The sequence below is a fragment of the Pseudomonas sp. Sample_14 genome (assembly GCF_004307515.1).
In the GTDB taxonomy this organism is placed as follows: Bacteria; Pseudomonadota; Gammaproteobacteria; order Pseudomonadales; family Pseudomonadaceae; genus Aquipseudomonas; species Aquipseudomonas atacamensis.
Genome location: NZ_RCOC01000043.1, coordinates 14,265 through 32,113 on the forward strand (window position 1 = coordinate 14,265; position 17,849 = coordinate 32,113).

The window sequence follows — 17,849 nt, forward strand, 5'->3', positions numbered from 1 at the left end:
TTTTGATCTTGCTTTTTGCAGATCAGATCAAGATCAAAAGATCGCAGCCTTCGGCAGCTCCTACGCGCTGATGACAAACTGATTGCAAAACGTTACTGCGAAACCCTATCATTCGCGCCTGAAGTCGCATTAGCGCAAGGAGTTCCGCGCCGCCCTTATTTTTTCATTGGCCGTTCGCCTCCAGGTATCCGACATGCCCGCTTCAGCTCGACTCGGCGCTCCATTTCGCCCGACTTTGCTTGCCCTGCTGTGCTCCCTGACCGTTACCGCCCACGCCGCTGAAGACAACAGCAAAGCGCTGGTGCTCGACGACGTCAACGTCAATGCCCAGGCCCCGACACCCAACGCCCTGCCCCCGGTCTACGCTGGCGGTCAGGTTGCGCGCGGCGGCCAGTTGGGCGTGCTCGGCAATCAGGACATGATGGACGTGCCCTTCACCGCAGCGTCCTACACCGAGCAATTGATCCAGGATCAGCAGGCGGAAAACGTCGCCGATGTGCTGCTCAACGATTCCTCGGTGCGGCAGGCCTCGGGCTTCTCCAACCAGGCGCAGGTCTTCATGATTCGCGGCCTGCCGCTCAATGGCGATGATATTTCCTATAACGGCCTGTACGGCGTATTGCCCCGGCAGATCATTTCCACCGATGCGCTGGAGCGCGTGGAAGTGTTCAAAGGCCCCAACGCTTTCATCAACGGCGTGACCCCGACCGGTTCCGGCATCGGCGGCGGCGTCAACCTGCAACCCAAGCGCGCCGGCGACGTGCCGCTGCGCCGTTACACCACCGACATCAACAGCGAAGGCCGCATCGGTCATCACTTCGATATCGGCCAGCGTTTCGGTGAAGACAACCGCTTCGGCGCGCGGGTCAACCTGTCGCAGCGCGAAGGCGACACCGGCATCGATCACGAGAACCAGCGCTCGAAACTGTTCGCCATCGGCCTGGATTATCGCGGCGATGCGCTGCGGGTGTCCGGCGACTTTGCCTATCAGAAGGAACGCGTCAACGGCGGCCGCAGCTCGGTCAACCTCGGCACCGCCACGCACATCCCGGACGCGCCATCGGCGGACACCAACTACGCGCCGAAATGGGGCTACACCGACATCGAAGACACCTTCGGCATGCTCCGCGCCGAATACGACCTCAATGACAACTGGACCGCCTACGCCGCCGGTGGCGCCAAGCACACCCGTGAAGTCGGCCGCTACAACTCGACCACGCTGGTCGGCAACAACGGCGCATCGTTCACCACCGGCTCGTTCGTGCCCCATGACGAGGACAACACCAGCGTCATGGCCGGCCTCAACGGCAAATTCAACACCGGCCCGGTCAGCCACAAGCTGAATTTCGGCCTGACCGGGATCTGGGCCGAGCAGCGCAGTGCCTATGACTTCGACCTGACCCGCTACTCGAACAACATCTATCACCCGATCACTACCCCAGCGCCGGTCGGCAACTTCGCCGGTGGCGATCTCAACGATCCAGGCATCGTTGGCAAGACCTTCAACCGCAGTGTGGCGATTTCCGACACCCTCGGGTTCTTCGATGATCGCCTGCTGGTCACCGCCGGTCTGCGTCGTCAGCAACTGGTGGTGCAGGGTTACAGCTACGCCAGCTACGGCAGCGGCCCGCGCTCGTCGAGCTACGACGAGTCGATCACCACGCCGGTGTACGGCATCGTGTTCAAGCCGTGGGAGCATGTGTCGTTCTACGCCAACCATATCGAAGGCCTGGCCCAAGGGCCGACTTCGCCGACCAGCTCCGGCGGTTTCCGCGTGACCAACGGCAACGAAGTCTACGCACCGAAACGCTCCAAGCAGACCGAACTGGGCGTTAAGGTCGACATGGGCACCTACGGCGCGAGCCTGGGCGTTTATCGCATCGAACAGCCGAGCGACGGCTACTGCGAAATCAACAGCGCCACCACTTGCACCTACGTCCGCGAAGGCGAGCAGATCAACAAAGGCGTGGAGATGAACGTCTTCGGCGAGCCGATTGACGGCCTGCGCCTGATCAGCGGCCTGACCCTGATGGATACCGAACTGAAAAACACCCTCAACGGCGCCAACGACGGTAACCACGCCATCGGCGTACCGACCTTCCAGTTCAACGCTGGCGTGGATTGGGACGTGCCGGGCCTGCAAGGCGTTGCGCTGAATGCGCGGATGCTGCGCACCGGCGGGCAATACGCCGACGCGGCGAACAACCTCAGCCTGCCAACCTGGAACCGCTTCGATGCCGGCGCGCGCTATGCGTTCAAGGTGTCGGAGAAGGACGTGACCGTGCGGTTCGGCGTCGAGAACGTGGCGAACAAGAAGTACTGGGAATCGGCTCAGGGCGGCTACCTGACCCAGGGCGAACCGCGAGTGGCGAAGTTGTCGGGGACGATCGACTTCTAAGCGCCGGAAAGATCAAAAGCCCCTCACCCTAACCCTCTCCCAGAGGGAGAGGGGACTGATCGGGTTGCTTCGACAATTGAAGCCGACCTGATATTCCGAGTCGAACTCAAATCTTGAAAAGCTTGAAGATCGGCTCCCTTTCCCCCTCGCCCCCTTGGGGGAGAGGGCTGGGGTGAGGGGGATCGATTCGGGCAACACCGAACATCTTCAGCCGAACACCGAACAGCCCCACTCGCCTGACTACCACGCAGCCTTACTCCGTCTGGCCGACCACACTGGCCACCCTCTCCCGCTGATCCATACTTGCTGCACAGCCACAGGAGGACAGCCCCATGAACCGCAGCGACGTGCTGATCATCGGTGCCGGCCCGACCGGTCTGGTCCTGGCGCTGTGGCTGAGCAAACTCGGCGTGCGCGTGCGCATCATCGACAAGACCTCGGCGCCAGGCTCCACTTCCCGCGCTCTGGCCGTGCAGGCACGCACCCTCGAGCTGTATCGCCAACTCGATCTGGCCGACACCATTGTGCGTCGCGGCCATCAGGTCGCGGCGGCGAATTTCTGGGTCAACGGCAAACCGGTCGCGCACTTGCCGCTCAAGCGCATCGGCGAAGGCTTGACGCCCTACGCGTTCGTCGAGATTTTCCCGCAGGACGAGCACGAACGGCTGTTGCTCGAGCGCCTCGAAGACTACGGCGTCAGTGTCGAGCGCAATACCGCACTGGACAGCTTCGAGGAAACCGGCGACACCCTCACCGCCCACCTGCGCCTGCCCGATGGCCGGCAGGAAGTCTGTCAGGCCTGCTATCTGGCCGGTTGCGACGGCGCCCGTTCGGTGGTGCGCAAAGCCCTCGACACCGACTTCCCCGGCGGCACCTATCAGCAGATTTTCTACGTCGCCGATATCACGGCCAGCGGCCCGGCGCTGAATGGCGAGTTGCATCTGGACCTGGACCAAGCGGATTTTCTCGCGGTGTTTCCACTGGCCGGCGAAGGCCGCGCGCGACTGATCGGCACGGTGCGTGACGAACGCGCCGAGCGTGCCGAAACCCTGCAATTTGCCGACGTCAGCAGCCGCGCCATCGAGCAGCTGAAAGTGCACATCGAAGACGTACACTGGTTCTCCACTTACCGCGTGCATCACCGCGTGGCCGAGCACTTTCGCAACGGCCGGACGTTTCTGCTCGGCGATGCCGCCCATGTACACAGTCCGGCCGGTGGCCAGGGCATGAACACGGGCATTGGCGATGCAATCAATCTGGCGTGGAAACTCACTGCCGTGCTCAGTGGTGGCGCCGAGCCGAGGCTGCTCGACACCTACGAATCCGAGCGCATCGCCTTCGCTCGCCGACTGGTCTCCACCACCGACAAGGTCTTCAGTTTCGTCACCGCGCAGGGTCGTATGGCCGATCTGCTACGGATGCGTGTGGCGCCGTTTCTGCTGCCGAAAATGGCCGGGTTCGAAGCCAGCCGCGAATTCCTGTTTCGCACGGTCTCGCAAGTCACCCTCAACTATCGCGGCATGCCACTGAGCCAGGGTGAAGCCGGCCACGTGCACGGCGGCGACCGCTTGCCGTGGGCGCATGATGGCGAAGGAGATAATTTCGAGCCGCTACGGCAGCCGTGCTGGCAGGTGCATGTGTACGGCGACACCAGCGACGAGATGATCGCCTGGTGCGCCGAACACCACTTGCCGCTGCACGTCTTCGACTGGCGCCCGGCGTTTGAAACGGCGGGATTGGGGCGCAACGGATTTTATCTGTTGCGGCCGGATACCTATGTGGCGATTGCCGACAACAGTGCCGATCCGAAGGTGATCGAACGCTACTTCCGCGATCACGGTATCCGGCCTTTTCAGTGACCTTCACACCTCGTTGGCCAGCCATTCGTCGGAAAGACCTGAACACCTGTCAACTCTGACAGTAGACGCATTGCGCAGCGCCACCTCTAATCATTGCTCACCGTTTTCAAGGAGCAATCAAGATGGAACTGTCCACCGCAGACCAAGTGCAAGACATAGAGGTCACTGGAACATTAAACGCACTGTTCGAAGTCGCCGACCACCAACCTTTAAATGCTGCTTTGATCGAGTTGCGTTCAACCCAGCGGGTAAAATATGAGTTTCGAGGGAGAACGGAGGCCAACGACAGGTCTTTTATATTTCAAATTTTCAGAGATCTGGAAGATGGAACATATGAAATACATTCGACCTACTACCAGTACGCCGCAGTGTACTTTGCAAATCATGCAGGTTGGACGTACGCATCGCCCAATCAATCAATCTTGCATCTAACGATTTCTGAAAATAAAACTCGTTTCAGTGGAAAAATCAAAGCTGATTTCGATCCAATCGAACACAAAATTGGTGCTCCAACGCTGCATGTCACTGCGTCGCTAGGTGTCAAACTCAGCAAAGCTCTTTTCTGATAAAAATCGAGTCATGGAGACGATCGCAACCTGACGCCTCTGCCTACAAGGAGCAACCATTCCATACAGGCAATGCTGCAAGTTGCGATTCCTTTCTCAGATCCCCGCCAACGCCAGATCCATCGCAAAGTAGGTGAAGATCAGATCCGCCCCGGCACGCTTGATTGCGCCAAGACTTTCGCGCACCACGCGCTCTTCGTCGATCGCACCGGCCTGGGCGCCGAACTTGATCATCGCGTACTCGCCGCTGACCTGATACGCCGCCAGTGGCAGGTTCGAGGCCTGGCGAATGTCGCGGATGATGTCGAGGTAGGCGCCGGCCGGTTTGACCATCAGCGCATCGGCACCTTCCTGCTCATCGAGCAGCGATTCGCGCAGGGCTTCGCGGCGGTTCATCGGGTTCATCTGATAGCTTTTGCGGTCGCCCTTGAGCGCGCTGCCACCGGCCTCGCGGAACGGGCCGTACAGTGCCGAAGCGAATTTGGTCGAGTAGGCCATGATCGGAATCTGCGTGAAGCCGGCGGCGTCGAGCGCCTGGCGAATCGCGCGCACTTGGCCGTCCATTGCTGCCGACGGTGCGATTACGTCAGCCCCGGCGCGGGCGGCGGCCACGGCTTGCTTGCCGAGATTGATCAGAGTCTGGTCGTTGTCGACTTCGTGGTTGTGCATCACACCGCAATGGCCGTGATCGGTGTACTCGCAGAAGCAGGTGTCGGACATCACGATCATTTCCGGCACGGCGTCCTTGGCAATGCGCGACATGCGCGAGACCAGGCCGTCTTCGCGCCAGGTGTCACTACCGTTGGCATCGAGATGATGGGACACGCCAAAAGTCATCACCGACTTGATGCCGGCACGGGCATAGCGCTCGATTTCGCTGGCCAGTTTGCGCTCGGGAATGCGCCGTACGCCGGGCATGCTGGTGATCGGCACGAAGTCGTCGATGTCTTCCTCGACGAAGATCGGCAGGACCAGATCGTTCAGGCTGAACTCGGTTTCCTGGAACAGACTGCGCAGGCTCGCATTGCGGCGCAGACGGCGGGGACGTGCTTCGGGGAACTGACTGGACATGGGGCCTTTCCTGAAAACAGCGGATGAGACGAAAGTCGTAGGGGGCGAAGCTTATGCCTTGCGGCGGGTGCGGGACAAACGTGGATCAATCAAGAGAGCGTTACCGGGCTTGTAATAATCCTGCTGCTGATCGCGCATTTCCCCCTGTGGGAGCGAGCCTGCTCGCGAATGCGCCGGGTCAGACATAGAAATGTTGTCTGATACGACGCTTTCGCGAGCAGGCTCGCTCCCACAGTGGCGACTGTGTTGGGTCAGGACGGGATGGTCAGGCCACGAATGACCGCCGGGCGCGCGAGAAACCGCTCCAGCACCCGTGTGACATTGGGGAAATTCTCAATCCCGACCAGATCCCCAGCCTCATAGAAGCCAAGCAGATTGCGCACCCACGGGAACGTGGCGATGTCAGCGATGGTGTAACGCTCGCCCATGATCCAGTCGCGGCCTTCGAGGCGAGTGTTGAGCACATTCAGCAGGCGTTTGCTCTCCTCGACATACCGATCGCGTGGACGCTTGTCCTCGTAATCCTTGCCGGCAAATTTGTTGAAGAAACCGAGCTGGCCGAACATCGGGCCAATGCCGCCCATCTGCCACATCAGCCATTGGATGGTCTCGTAGCGCAGCGCGCCTTCTTGAGCGAGCAACTGACCACTCTTGTCGGCCAGATAAATCAGGATCGCGCCGGATTCGAACAGCGGCAGCGGTTTATCTTCCGGGCCATGCGGGTCGAGGATCGCCGGGATCTTGTTGTTCGGGTTCAGCGAGAGAAATTCCGCCGAGGTCTGGTCGTTGGTGTCGAAACCGACGCGGTGCGGCTCGTACGGCAGGCCGATCTCTTCGAGCATGATCGACACTTTGACGCCGTTGGGAGTCGGCAGGGAGTAGAGCTGAATCCAGTCCGGGTACTGCGCCGGCCATTTCTGAGTAATCGGGAATGCAGACAGATCGGTCATTGGAAGCATCCAGTCACAAATTGAAAACCGATCATAAAGTAGGCCTGCCGCTGCGCCTACACGAACCGTAACATCCTGTCGCTAACCTGCCTGCATGCCCGCAAAGGTTGCCGCTAGAGTGCTGCGCACTGGCCTGGAACGAACCAAACGGCGTTACAGGACTCTGAGTTATGCCTTTCTCGCAGAGGAAGCTGTTCATGACAGGGAAACACCCGGTGCTGGGAGCCCGCGGTGCCAAGGTTTGTCAGCCTTAACCGATTTGCTGAAGAACCTTCAAATTGATGACGAATCTGATGAGTTTCGCCAAACGCTTCAAACATCGCGCGTACGTGGCCCTGCCCTCCCTGCTGGCAGTCAGCGCGCTGTTTCTGTCCCTCGAATCCAGCGAAAGCCGCGCACAACCAGCGGACGGCACGCAGACGCTGGTGTTCCTGCGCCACGCGGAAAAGCCCGAAGGCGGCCTCGGCCAGCTCAACTGCCAGGGCCTGAACCGCGCCATCGACCTGTCGACGCTGCTGCCGGAAAAATTCGGCAAGGCCGACTACGTGTTCGCCGCCAACCCGACGCGCAACGTCGAGGAAGGCGAGCTGGACAATTCCTACAGCTACATTCGTCCGCTGATGACCATCAGCCCGGCCGCGATCAAGCTCGGCCTGCCGGTGAACATCGAGTTCTCCGCCAACGACACCAGCGATCTGGCCCGCGAGCTGCTGGACGAGAAGTACCACAACTCGACGATCTACACCGCCTGGTCCCACGGTTATCTGCCGGATCTGATCAATAAGGTCGCTGGCAACGCAGTGGGCGAGCGGCAGAAGATCACCGATGACTGGGCCGGCGATGACTTCGACTCGCTGTATGTACTGACCCTGAAGTGGCACAACGGCAAGGCCAGTTTGCAGAGCCATGTCTACAAACAGGGGCTGGATAACGGCAAGGACACTTGCCCGACCTGATTTTTGTAGCGCCTGACCTTGCGTCTTCGCGAGCAGGCTCGCTCCCACAGGGAACCGCATTTCAACTGTGGGAGCGAGCCTGCTCGCGAAGAGGCCAGTTGCTTGCACCTCAAGCCTTCTGGCTCACCCTCGCACGCAAATACTCGATCACCGCCCCCCGCTCTCCGGCAAACTCGATCCGCCCGCCCTTCTTCTCGCGCTGGAACACATACATCGGGTCGTAATACTCGCGCAGCAAACCCTCGATCCAGCCGCGATGCAGATCCACCGCACCGCTGCGGCCCTGTTCGGCCAGCGCCTGCTCCATCAACACCAGCATCCGCGAATGGCGCTCACCGCCGAGGCGTTTCTGTACGTTGTTGAGGCTTTCCAGCAGACGTTCGGAGAACAAGGCAAAACCGTTTTCACCGTGCACCGAGGCGAACTCCGCCGACAGATCGATGACGTAATCACGCAGGATCCGTTCGACGCGATCCTCGAAGCGATCTTCCAGCCAGACCATCGGGTGCTGCTGCATGCCCTGATACAGCGGCAGCGGCAAGGCGCAACTGCCGACCACACGGCTCTCGTCTTCGAGCACAAACTGCTCGATCCCGGCATCGCGTTTCTTCAGGAAGTCGATGGCCAGGCGATTCTCGAAATCGATGTTCGACGGTTGCCCGGTGGCACGCTTGCCGAAACTGGAGCCGCGATGGTTGGCGTGGCCTTCCAGATCCACACCGTTGCGCAACTGCACCAGCACTTCGGTCTTGCCGGTGCCGGTCATGCCGCCGAGCAAAACAAAATCACACTGCGCGATGGCTTGCTCAAGGGTGTCGATCAAAAAGCTGCGCATCGCCTTGTAGCCGCCGCCGACACGCGGATAGTCGATGCCGGCCTCGTCGCGCAGCCACTGCTGGGTGATCTGCGAGCGCAAGCCACCGCGAAAACAGTACAGATAACCATCGGGATGAGCCCGGGCGAAGTCGGCCCAGGCCTGGATGCGCTCGGCCTTGACCGAGCCGGACACCAGTTGGTGGCCCAGCTCGATCGCCGCCTGTTGGCCATGCTGCTTGTAGCAGGTGCCGATCTTCTGCCGTTCCAGATCATTCATCAGCGGCAGATTGACCACGCCGGGGAACGCGCCTTTGTGAAACTCGACCGGCGCGCGGGCATCCATCATTGGCCGGTCGTTGAGGAAAATATCGCGGTAGTCGGTGCAGTCGCGGAGCATCAAATCACCTCGACCGCGTTCGTCTGTCGCTCAACCAGTTCGCCGATCGGCGCAAGGTTCAGGCCCAGTTCGGCGGCAACACCGAGGAACTCGTCATTGCCTTCAGGCGTGACCGCAATCAGCAGACCGCCGCTGGTCTGCGGATCGCACAGCACGCGTTTGTGCAACTCCTGCACGCGGCCAACCTTGCTCGAATAGCTGTCGAAGTTGCGCAGCGTACCGCCCGGCACGCAGCCCTGATCGAGGTAGTACTCGACGCTGTCCAGACGCGGCACGCGGTCGTAGGCGATGCGCGCGGTCAACTGGCTGCCGTCGGCCATTTCCACCAAGTGCCCGAGCAGGCCGAAACCGGTGACGTCGGTCATCGCGGTGACGCCGGCGAGTTTGCCGAAGCGGCTGCCAGGCTTGTTCAGGGTGCACATCCAGTCGCGGGCGACACCGACGTCGGCGGCGCGCAACTTGCCCTTCTTTTCGGCGGTGGTGAGGATGCCGATGCCCAGCGGTTTGGTCAGGTACAACAGGCAACCAGCGGTAGCGGTGTCGTTGCGTTTCATGTGGCGCTTTTCCACAAGCCCGGTGACGGCGAGGCCGAAGATCGGCTCCGGCGCATCGATCGAATGCCCGCCCGCCAGTGGAATACCCGCCGCGTCACACACCGAGCGACCGCCACGAATCACTTCCCTCGCCACTTCCGGCGCCAGCACATTCACCGGCCAGCCGAGGATCGCGATCGCCATCAACGGATCGCCGCCCATCGCGTAGATGTCGCTGATCGCGTTGGTTGCGGCAATGCGGCCGAAGTCGAACGGGTCATCGACAATCGGCATGAAAAAATCGGTGGTCGACACCACACCACGCTCGGCATCGATCTCATACACCGCCGCGTCATCACGCGAGGCGTTGCCGACCCAGAGTTTCGGATCGAGGTTCTGTGCGCCGCTGCCGGCGAGGATCACTTCCAGCACCTGTGGGGAAATCTTGCAGCCACAACCGGCGCCATGGCTGTATTGGGTCAGACGAATCGGCTCGCTCATGGGAGAGTCTCTGGCAATGAATGGGGCGGATTCTAGCAGAGCGCGAGCGCGCAGATTTTTGTGCTGACCGAGCGGCCCCCTTCGCGAGCAGGCTCGCTCCCACATTCGTACGGTGGTCTCCTGTGGGAGCTAGCCTGCTCGCGAAAGCAATCGAACCTGCCTGCACCGTCCAGTCAGCCCCGCCTGCAAACCTCAGCGAAAATCTGCGTAATCGGCCGATGCGGCTGGCGCTTGTGCATCCGCCGCACTTGTTCACTCAGTCGCAACAACTCTTCACTGGGCTTGGCCCATTGCTCTTCGGGCAGCGGCTCGGACCATGCACGCATGACTTCCGGCAGCGCCTGCTTGCCGATTCTTTCCAGACGGCGCACTTCCCATTCGACCAAACGGTTTGGAATCGTCCATAAAGTCATGACGTGATACAGGTACCAAAAAAATCCCGACAGCGGCGAGCGGCGGCCTTCACGGATCTGCTGATGCATTCGCGCGCGGGCATTGCGGAAAGTGTGCAGGCCTTCGTGGGGCGGGTCGTCCGGGCCTTGCAGGTCTTGCAGGTCCTGGACCAATTTGAGGTCGTTGACTTCGTACTCCATGTAACCGCGAATCGCTTCCCAATGGCTGATCGCGAGCTCCAGGCCAGCGCATTGAAATTCCTGGCTTATGAGGGTTTCACCTTGGTAGAAACCGATGCCCATGCCGTATTGGCGGTGGATGCCGAATTGGGTGGCGCCCTTGGCTTCGATGATCCACGCGGAAAGCGATTCCCATGGGATGAAGACTGGTTCGGTGGCGCCTTCGGGCATGAAGCAGGCTTCGCGGCGTTGGCGGTTGAAGCGGGTTGGGATGAGGGAGAGGCGTTTTTTGTGGACGTGGTGCCAGACGCCTAGACCAATAAGAAGGATCGAGGGGCCGCAGATTAATTGGTTCTTGTAAGCCTCTTCGAATACACCAATCATTGATTCCCAAATCGCCCCGTTCCCATAACCAAAAATAATACCTAGCAAGCCGGTAAATAAAGGAAATAAAACAATGATCATAAAGGCGCCTGCGGTTGGCGCGCCGAGAATTACCTGCCACGAAAATACCTCTGGGAGTCCAGGCCCAAAGTCCATGTATGCTTCGTTTAACTCCCCAATGTGAGGCCCATAAGGCGGCATTGCTGTAGGTAATGGCAACGGTGCGACATAGGTAATTTTTCCGCTTGGGAACGGCTCTACATCACCCGCTCTTCTAATCACCTCAAATTGCGCATCAACAAGAGGCTCATTGTGATTATTCAGCATGGTCGGCCCATTCGAGATATTGAATTTCTACCAATAAAACCGGAGGGTTTTCCTTGACCGAGCCGGGAACTACTACAGCGAAATGGCCGGTATCCCGGGGGGCAATATGAATCACACGAGTTCGTGCTTCCGACTCGCCTCTGCCATTGACGGACTGAATACATACGGCAAGTTCTAGCGTTTCCTTTGCAGGCGCGTATTCAGAATCGGGACGGACGGGGTAGTGAAGACAAAGCACCAAACCATCTGGCGATGACTTCACGATTCGCAGACTGCTCAATATCTCCTCACTGATGACTTCCTTGCGCACTAGCGGCACACCGCGACCATGCAGCGGTGCAACAAGTCGATGGGCACCGATTCCCAAGCGTTGACTCGGTTTACCGTTTAACGGCGGCAGAAGATCGTTTAGCGCCAGCCTCGGCAGAACCAAATGAATATCACTGGGTTTGGCGCCAAATAATAAAGTCTTCAGCCAGGTGTCACTGGGATCAGGTCCTGATTGGGCGTAAGGAGCGTGTATCAAAAACGCCAGATAATTTTGATAGTCATCCAGGGAGTGGTCACCGCGCATCTCTTCATCACGGCTCCAGGGCGTGATTTTCAACCACTTATCGTGGGCAGAGAGGTTGTAACGATTGAACAGCCAAGTACCGACGAACTCCAGCACGGTGAACAACGCTCCGGCTAAATTGAAGCGAAAGAACACTAAAGAAAGACGTGTACCAGCGGCAGCCCAAGCTGCCGTGCGTGCCGAGCCATTCGGCGCAGGGAACACTTTAAAGGAAGCGTAAGCAGTACTACCCGCGCCATAAGCGTTTATCGCAACCATTCCGGCGGCGCCCAACGCCGCCATCGTAGCCGCTGTCTGCTCAGATTGCGTGCCACTACGAATCGCATCCTGCCGCCTTCGATTTTGTTTGCCCAAGCTAGTAACTGAAGTACTGAAACCCAGAACATATGTAAACGCCCCCAACCCCACATGCAACTTACCCATTTGCACACGAACCTGTTGCAACGCTTCAAGCTGCAAACTCCCAACTAGACTCGTGCTGCGAGCCTTCAAAGCTGTATCAGCAAGCCCCTGCGCAGCGGTAAATCCCGCAGCGCCTGTAGCGGCAAGAGCCGCAAAAAAATCCGCCCGTTTCTTCCTGTCCCTCGTCTGCTTCATCACCTCTCGATAAGCCCCCACCAAATTCACCACCTGCACCAACACCACCAACAACCCCATCCCCTCCGTCCGCACCAGACTCGCCTTCGAAACGCCCGCCACCCCCGCGCGAATATTCTCCAGCAACCCGCGCAATTCCCCGTGCTGCGCCGGCGGAAACACCACCGTCACGCCCGCTTTCGCCGGTGTGGCGCCATACAGTCGTGCCGAGCGATCAGGTAATTCATCAATCGGGCTTAACGCTGCCGCCAGTCTTCCTTCGAACACGGCCAGTTGCGTGCGCACGCGGACGATTTCCTGCTGCAATTCCACCGCCCGGGCGCTTTTGTGGCCCTGGCGGTTTTTGTTGTGGGTGAGCTGGTTGCGTTCGCGGTTGAGGGTTTTCAAGTAGTCGCGCTCGCGCAGCACTTCCTTGATCGTGGCTTGCAGCGCCGATTGCTCCGCCGGGGTGGACACAGTGAAGGTCACGCCGCTGGTTCGCGCGGCGTCGAAGACGCGCAGGCGCAGGGCTTTGGGCAAGCGCTGGAACAGCTCGTCGAGGTCGGGGATTTTCTCGCCGGCAAGATCGAAGCCTTCCAGCGCCCGGCTCAGGCCGAGGTTCAGCGCCGGGCTGTAGGTGTCTTGCACGGCATCGGCGAGGACGCGGCTGTGTGCCGGCAGATCGTCGAGGGCAGGAAGCTGTGGCTGCTCGATGCGCTGCAATTTGGCCAGCCAGTCCGGCAGGTTGTTGAACATCGCCATGCCGGCGTTGAACAGCGTTGAATATTGCCCGGCCTGTTCGCTCTGCAAGCGCAGCGGCAAGGTGTAGAACAGCGGGCGGGTCAGTTGCGGGTGTTGCTCGAGGTAACCAAGCATTTGTTCGTTGGCCGCGTCGCTGCGGCCGATGTCCTTGAGGCAGGCGTATTCGCTGGCGAAAGCCTGATCGATCTGCAGTTGGCCGTCGAAATACCACGCCGAGCGATGGAAACGCCCGGCGCACAGCAGTTGCGCGCGGTCGGCGGTGATGCGTTCGAGCAGGCGATTCCAGCGTCCCAGGTTGTCGCGATGACTGTTCAGCACCTCGTCCATGGCCGGACGGTCGATCAGGTCGTTGATGCCGCGTTTGCCGCTGAGCAGCGGGCCGTCGAGCACGTCTTTCATGCGCCGACTCTGATCCTTGCCGAGCTCGACCAGTGTGCTCAGGTGACGCTCGACGAAATCGGCCGGGGCCACTTCGAGAAAATATTCACGGGTGTAAAAGCGTCGGTCCGCCTCGGCGGTGACGCGAGCGTGCGCGGTGAAATCCGGGGCGACGCCGTCGAAACGGTTCAGCGCCAATGACTCGTCCAAAGCCTTTTCGCGCTGTTGCTGCAGTTCAGGTCGAGCCTGGGTATCGGTCGGGACAACCTCACCCCCCGTGTTCAAATACTCGAGCAGCGCCTGCCGGGTATTTTCCCGATCCGGCTCGGGCAATTGCTCCAGTTCAGCAAACAATGCCTGGGCGCGTGGATCGTCGCTGGCCTTGGCCAATGAGTCGAAATCCTGAGCGCCGAGCTGGCTCAGCGACTCGATGTAACTGGCCAACAGATAGTCGCGCTCGTTGTTGTCGGTGTTGCTCCACTGCTCGATCCAGCCGACTACCAGGTCCTGATAATCGGCCAGATCGCGCATCACCCCAAGGTCGTCGTTGACCAGCAGAAACAGCGTGTCGTCCTGATAAGGCCCGCGCACCCGGCCAAGAAATTCGCCGATATGCGCCTCGCGAAAACGTCGCGGATTTTCCCACAAATAAGGTTCTCGCTCATGCTCCGGCGCATCGCTGACCTGCACCGTCGGCATCCGCGTGGCGTCTGCCTCGGCCAGCGGTTTCGCTGTGCAGGCCACTTCCGCCAGCCACTGTTTGGCCTGGGCCACGGTGAGCAGATGCTCGCCGCCGATCAGACAATGCACCGGGCCGAGATCGACCGCCTGCATGAAGTGCTCGCGCTCCTCCGCGCTGTCCAGCACCTGTCGGCACTTCGCCGCGCTCAACTGCACGTCGGCGAAGGTCACGTAGAGGGTGCTTTTGCGCGAGAAGATCAAAGCCGGACGTTCCTCGATGGCGCTGCGCTGATCCTCGCTGACGCTTTTGCCGCGATGCAGCAATGCGCTGATGACACCTTCCAGCACGCGGTATTCAAAGAGCTCGCCGCTGAGGCTGTCGACGATGTACAGCCAACCGTCGCGCAGGCGGCGGATGCCCATGGGACGCGTGGTCAGGATGTAAGGCAGCGTGATTTCGGTGCTGGGGTCGAAGGGTTTTTCCACCAGGCCGTACGCAAGGGGCAGCAGTTGCACGTGGGTGTTGCGCAAGGGGCAGGCGGCGGGACCGATGATCGGGGCTTTGGACGCGGCGGCTGCCGCAAGGTCGGCGGGATGGTTCATGGTCGGACTCTTTCAGACGCCCATTGGCGGGCCATTGAAACGGCCAGCGTCAAGCGCTCACCGATCGGTTGCAGGGAGGGCTCGTGTAGCAAGTGCTGGATCTGCGGATGCTGATCCGGATCAGCACCATTGAGAGACGCGACAAGGTTGGCGAAGTAAAGCCATTCCGATTGGCTGCTCAGGCCGAGCGCGCTGGCTTTTGCCTCGATTTGTTCCAGAAGCATCCAACGTTCAGCGATGGTTTCCCCGGTATGAAACCGGGGAAAATATTCAAGCAAATACGCATCGACTTGTAGCAAAACCCGCCGCCGATCCACCCGATCCAACGCGGCATCCTGCTCCGCACTCAACCGATACGGCGCCACCAGCGCCCCACCCTGCCCGTGACGAGGTCGCTGACAGTGCCAGACTCCCCGAGCACCATCCGCCGTGACCACGCACCCCAGCGGCCCGAACAGACTCGCATCGCCGCTGGCAAACAGCGCCTGCGCTACGGCGGCATCCGCCAGCCGCAACAACACCGGCGAGCCGACCGGCAACTCGACGATCAGCAACTGACGCAAGTGCGCGACTATTTCATGCGCCGGCGCGGCGCTGAACAACAGCACGCCCCATTCCTGTTGGGCGTGCTGGCGATAAAAGCGCGACACCGGATCGTCAGCGTCAGCGAGCGCCACCAGCAGCGGCGAGACGTCACGCAGGGCCGAAAACGGTGGCTGGTCGTACAGCGCAAAAGCGTTGGCGGCGGGGTCGAGCCTTCGCAGTTGCGCCGGCAAATCGGCGATCGTCGCACCGTCGAGCAGCACAAACGCCTGCTGTTCAGCCCACGGCAAACCTTCAGGCCAATCCGTCAAAAGGCTCATGCCTGGGCCGCCTCGCAAATCAGGCAACGCGAGGTCCGCGTGGTCAGCAGCGCATGCCGTTGCTGCACGGCATCGAACGTCGCCTTGAGCAACGGCGCAGCCCCCGGTAGCAACGGTTCCGCTGGCAGACACACCGTCGGCGCCCCGCCCTGCACCACCGGCACACTGCTGAAAATGCCGGCCGCGCCGACCGTCAGCCAATGCCCGCCAGCAGCCAGAGTGATCTGCAGGCCGCTGTTGAAAACCACCTGCTCGCCCGCGCCGAAATGCAGCTGCTGCGCCGCACTGACGCGCTGGCTGGCGACCCGCACATGCTGCTCGCCCTGCACCCACAGATGATCGTCCTGCTTGAGTTCAGTCAGGCGATTGCCATGGGTCAGATGATGTTCCTCGTCGCGCAACTCAAGGCTGGAGACGCCGCCAATCACTTGGCTATGCAGGTTGTCGATCTGCACACGCAAGTCATTGAGCACGTGCTGCACCAAGTCGCGCTGCGCCCTGATGGAGATTTCTTCCGCGCCTTGCCGGTCCTCGATGCGCAGTTCGTTGTAACCACCGCCGCCGGGGCTGCTCTGGCTGCGCCAGATACTGCGCGTCTGTTGCGCCGGCAGGTCCAGTGGCACCGGCGTTTCGGCGTTGGGCAGGCAGGCGAGCACATGCGGTTTGTCCGGATCGCCATCGGTGAACCCCACCAGCACTTCCATACCGACGCGAGGAATCTGCACGCTGCCGTAGCGGTCATGCGCCCAGGCAGTGGCCACGCGCAGCCAGCAACTTGACTGTTCATCACGCTGGCCGTCGCGATCCCAGAGCATTTGCACTTTCACGCGGCCGTAGGCATCGCTGTAGATTTCTTCGCCGGGCGGGCCGGTCACCACCGCCAACTGACTGCCGCTGACGCGCGGTTTGACATGCTTGAGCTGCGGGCGAAACACCACGTCCCACGGCGTCGCGACGAAATGGTTGCGATAGCCCTGACTGAAACCATCAGCGTCGACCTGCTCGGTGAACGCTTCTTCGAGCACTTGCGGCTGTTTGCCGATGTGCTCGACCTCGGTCAGCAACCATAAATCGTTGCAATCGGCGCGCGAGTAATCCGCCATGGTCATGAAACTGCCGCCGCGCATCAGCGCCTGATTGCTGCGCCCGTTAGCCAGACGATAGTCGGCACCATGGCGTTCCAGCGCACGCTGGCTGAGGTGCTTGCCGTGCTCGCGATGGGTGAACTGCCCGGGAAACTCATAATCTTCCAGCAGCGGAACGCGCGCTGCACTGGCCTTGGCGTCCAATTGCACTGCGGGCTTTTCGAAGTGATAGTCGCGGCGCTCGACGAGGTTGGAGCGTGGCTCCAGGCGCACAGTGAACTGGTCGATAACCGGCGCATCGGCAACCAGGCCGTTGCCCTGCACATAGCGCGTCGTCACGTCGTGTTTGAGGAACGCCGTTTGATCGTCGCCGAACACCAACAGGTGCGCCTCACGGCGGTGGCGGAAGTGAAAGTGCAGGCCCTCCTCTTCGCACAGCCTCTGAATGAAGTGCAGATCGGATTCCTGGTATTGCACGCAATACACCCGCGCCGGGTACTCGGCGCTGAGCTGAAAATGCCAGGCATCGGCCTGCATACCGTGATCGCCCAGCACATTGGCGATGATCTGCGGCACGCTCAGGTTCTGGAAAATCCGCTGATTGCGCCGATACGCGAGGTAGGCAAGGTGTGGCGCCAAGGTGATCTGGTAACGGCTCAGCCGAACACCGCAATCACCCTGGCCGACCCGATAGACCAGCCCGTGCATGCCGCTACCGTCGGCACCGAAACAGAGAAAGGCCGGCCGATGCAGTAAGCCTTCGAGATCCAGATCGGGGCGCTCGCTGACCAGCTCGAGATCCAGTTCGTAGGTCTGGTTGAGCACTTCCCGGGTGCGAAAACCGAACACTTGAAGATCGTGGGAAACGCCTTCTATCTCGAGAGTGAAAACAACGGGCCTGCCAGCGATGCGCATCCACCTGTCCCTGTGTCTGAGTGAAAGACGGGACTGTGCAACGGTGCACTGCAATGGGTGAAGTCAGACCTTTCCCTGTTTT

Annotated in this window: 12 protein-coding genes; 4 read left to right on the forward strand and 8 right to left on the reverse strand. The window is 60.5% G+C overall.

All coding sequences use genetic code 11. From position 1 onward, the window contains the following. The first annotated feature begins 193 nt into the window (after positions 1 to 193). The 3 genes from D8U61_RS09650 to D8U61_RS09660 all read left to right on the forward strand — a co-directional run bounded on the left by D8U61_RS09650 (position 194) and on the right by D8U61_RS09660 (position 4,823). Positions 194 to 2,398 (forward strand): TonB-dependent siderophore receptor, encoded by a 2,205-nt coding sequence (locus D8U61_RS09650; protein WP_130926825.1) that lies wholly within the window; start codon positions 194 to 196, stop codon positions 2,396 to 2,398. A 332-nt stretch (positions 2,399 to 2,730) separates the two neighbouring features. Continuing rightward, positions 2,731 to 4,257, forward strand: coding sequence for an FAD-dependent oxidoreductase (locus D8U61_RS09655; protein WP_024013500.1), 1,527 nt, complete (start codon positions 2,731 to 2,733; stop codon positions 4,255 to 4,257). A gap of 122 nt (positions 4,258 to 4,379) precedes the next feature. Further along, positions 4,380 to 4,823, forward strand: a complete 444-nt coding sequence (locus D8U61_RS09660) for a hypothetical protein (protein WP_130903142.1) — start codon at positions 4,380 to 4,382, stop codon at positions 4,821 to 4,823. Between the two features lie 96 nt (positions 4,824 to 4,919). Here the strand turns inward: D8U61_RS09660 and hemB are convergent, their stop codons facing one another. Together hemB and D8U61_RS09670 are read right to left on the reverse strand one after the other, a co-directional pair. Beyond that, the gene (hemB, locus tag D8U61_RS09665; protein WP_130903141.1) at positions 4,920 to 5,894 is read right to left on the reverse strand and encodes a porphobilinogen synthase; all 975 of its coding nucleotides are present in this window, start codon (positions 5,892 to 5,894) and stop codon (positions 4,920 to 4,922) included. A 251-nt stretch (positions 5,895 to 6,145) separates the two neighbouring features. Then, the gene (locus D8U61_RS09670; protein ID WP_041477217.1) at positions 6,146 to 6,844 is read right to left on the reverse strand and encodes a glutathione binding-like protein; all 699 of its coding nucleotides are present in this window, start codon (positions 6,842 to 6,844) and stop codon (positions 6,146 to 6,148) included. 281 nt (positions 6,845 to 7,125) lie between these two features. Between D8U61_RS09670 and D8U61_RS09675 the strand changes: the two genes are divergently transcribed. Beyond that, on the forward strand, positions 7,126 to 7,800 hold the full coding sequence (locus tag D8U61_RS09675) for a hypothetical protein (protein ID WP_024013504.1): 675 nt from the start codon (positions 7,126 to 7,128) through the stop codon (positions 7,798 to 7,800). Positions 7,801 to 7,909: 109 nt separating this feature from the next. On the opposite strand, the gene mnmH is transcribed toward D8U61_RS09675, so the two are convergent. The 6 genes from mnmH to tssI all read right to left on the reverse strand — a co-directional run bounded on the left by mnmH (position 7,910) and on the right by tssI (position 17,767). Then, positions 7,910 to 9,013: a tRNA 2-selenouridine(34) synthase MnmH gene (gene mnmH, locus D8U61_RS09680; RefSeq protein WP_130903140.1), complete on the reverse strand. Its 1,104-nt coding sequence runs from the start codon at positions 9,011 to 9,013 to the stop codon at positions 7,910 to 7,912. Next, a complete protein-coding gene (selD, locus tag D8U61_RS09685) occupies positions 9,013 to 10,047 on the reverse strand; it encodes a selenide, water dikinase SelD (RefSeq protein WP_039763432.1) in 1,035 nt (344 codons plus the stop codon). Before selD ends, mnmH begins: the two co-directional genes overlap by 1 nt. A gap of 173 nt (positions 10,048 to 10,220) precedes the next feature. Next, positions 10,221 to 11,330 (reverse strand): hypothetical protein, encoded by a 1,110-nt coding sequence (locus D8U61_RS09690; protein WP_177433322.1) that lies wholly within the window; start codon positions 11,328 to 11,330, stop codon positions 10,221 to 10,223. Next, on the reverse strand, positions 11,320 to 14,904 hold the full coding sequence (locus tag D8U61_RS09695) for a toxin VasX (protein ID WP_130926826.1): 3,585 nt from the start codon (positions 14,902 to 14,904) through the stop codon (positions 11,320 to 11,322). Before D8U61_RS09695 ends, D8U61_RS09690 begins: the two co-directional genes overlap by 11 nt. Beyond that, positions 14,901 to 15,767 carry a DUF4123 domain-containing protein gene (locus D8U61_RS09700; protein ID WP_130926827.1) on the reverse strand — a complete coding sequence of 289 codons (867 nt, stop codon included), beginning with the start codon at positions 15,765 to 15,767 and terminating at the stop codon, positions 14,901 to 14,903. The genes D8U61_RS09695 and D8U61_RS09700 overlap by 4 nt, the downstream gene beginning before the upstream one ends. Beyond that, positions 15,764 to 17,767 carry a type VI secretion system tip protein TssI/VgrG gene (gene tssI / locus D8U61_RS09705; RefSeq protein WP_130926828.1) on the reverse strand — a complete coding sequence of 668 codons (2,004 nt, stop codon included), beginning with the start codon at positions 17,765 to 17,767 and terminating at the stop codon, positions 15,764 to 15,766. The genes D8U61_RS09700 and tssI overlap by 4 nt, the downstream gene beginning before the upstream one ends. Between the last annotated feature and the right edge of the window lie 82 nt (positions 17,768 to 17,849).

What these genes read in the sequence shown, in the direction of transcription:
- selD (WP_039763432.1), bottom strand. Translation starts at nt 10,047, where the DNA reads ATGAGCGAGCCGATTCGTCTGACCCAATACAGCCATGGCGCCGGTTGT.
- D8U61_RS09655 (WP_024013500.1), top strand. Translation starts at nt 2,731, where the DNA reads ATGAACCGCAGCGACGTGCTGATCATCGGTGCCGGCCCGACCGGTCTG.
- D8U61_RS09660 (WP_130903142.1), top strand. Translation starts at nt 4,380, where the DNA reads ATGGAACTGTCCACCGCAGACCAAGTGCAAGACATAGAGGTCACTGGA.
- D8U61_RS09700 (WP_130926827.1), bottom strand. Translation starts at nt 15,767, where the DNA reads ATGAGCCTTTTGACGGATTGGCCTGAAGGTTTGCCGTGGGCTGAACAG.
- D8U61_RS09670 (WP_041477217.1), bottom strand. Translation starts at nt 6,844, where the DNA reads ATGACCGATCTGTCTGCATTCCCGATTACTCAGAAATGGCCGGCGCAG.
- tssI (WP_130926828.1), bottom strand. Translation starts at nt 17,767, where the DNA reads ATGCGCATCGCTGGCAGGCCCGTTGTTTTCACTCTCGAGATAGAAGGC.
- D8U61_RS09650 (WP_130926825.1), top strand. Translation starts at nt 194, where the DNA reads ATGCCCGCTTCAGCTCGACTCGGCGCTCCATTTCGCCCGACTTTGCTT.
- D8U61_RS09690 (WP_177433322.1), bottom strand. Translation starts at nt 11,330, where the DNA reads ATGCTGAATAATCACAATGAGCCTCTTGTTGATGCGCAATTTGAGGTG.
- hemB (WP_130903141.1), bottom strand. Translation starts at nt 5,894, where the DNA reads ATGTCCAGTCAGTTCCCCGAAGCACGTCCCCGCCGTCTGCGCCGCAAT.
- D8U61_RS09675 (WP_024013504.1), top strand. Translation starts at nt 7,126, where the DNA reads ATGACGAATCTGATGAGTTTCGCCAAACGCTTCAAACATCGCGCGTAC.
- D8U61_RS09695 (WP_130926826.1), bottom strand. Translation starts at nt 14,904, where the DNA reads ATGAACCATCCCGCCGACCTTGCGGCAGCCGCCGCGTCCAAAGCCCCG.
- mnmH (WP_130903140.1), bottom strand. Translation starts at nt 9,013, where the DNA reads ATGCTCCGCGACTGCACCGACTACCGCGATATTTTCCTCAACGACCGG.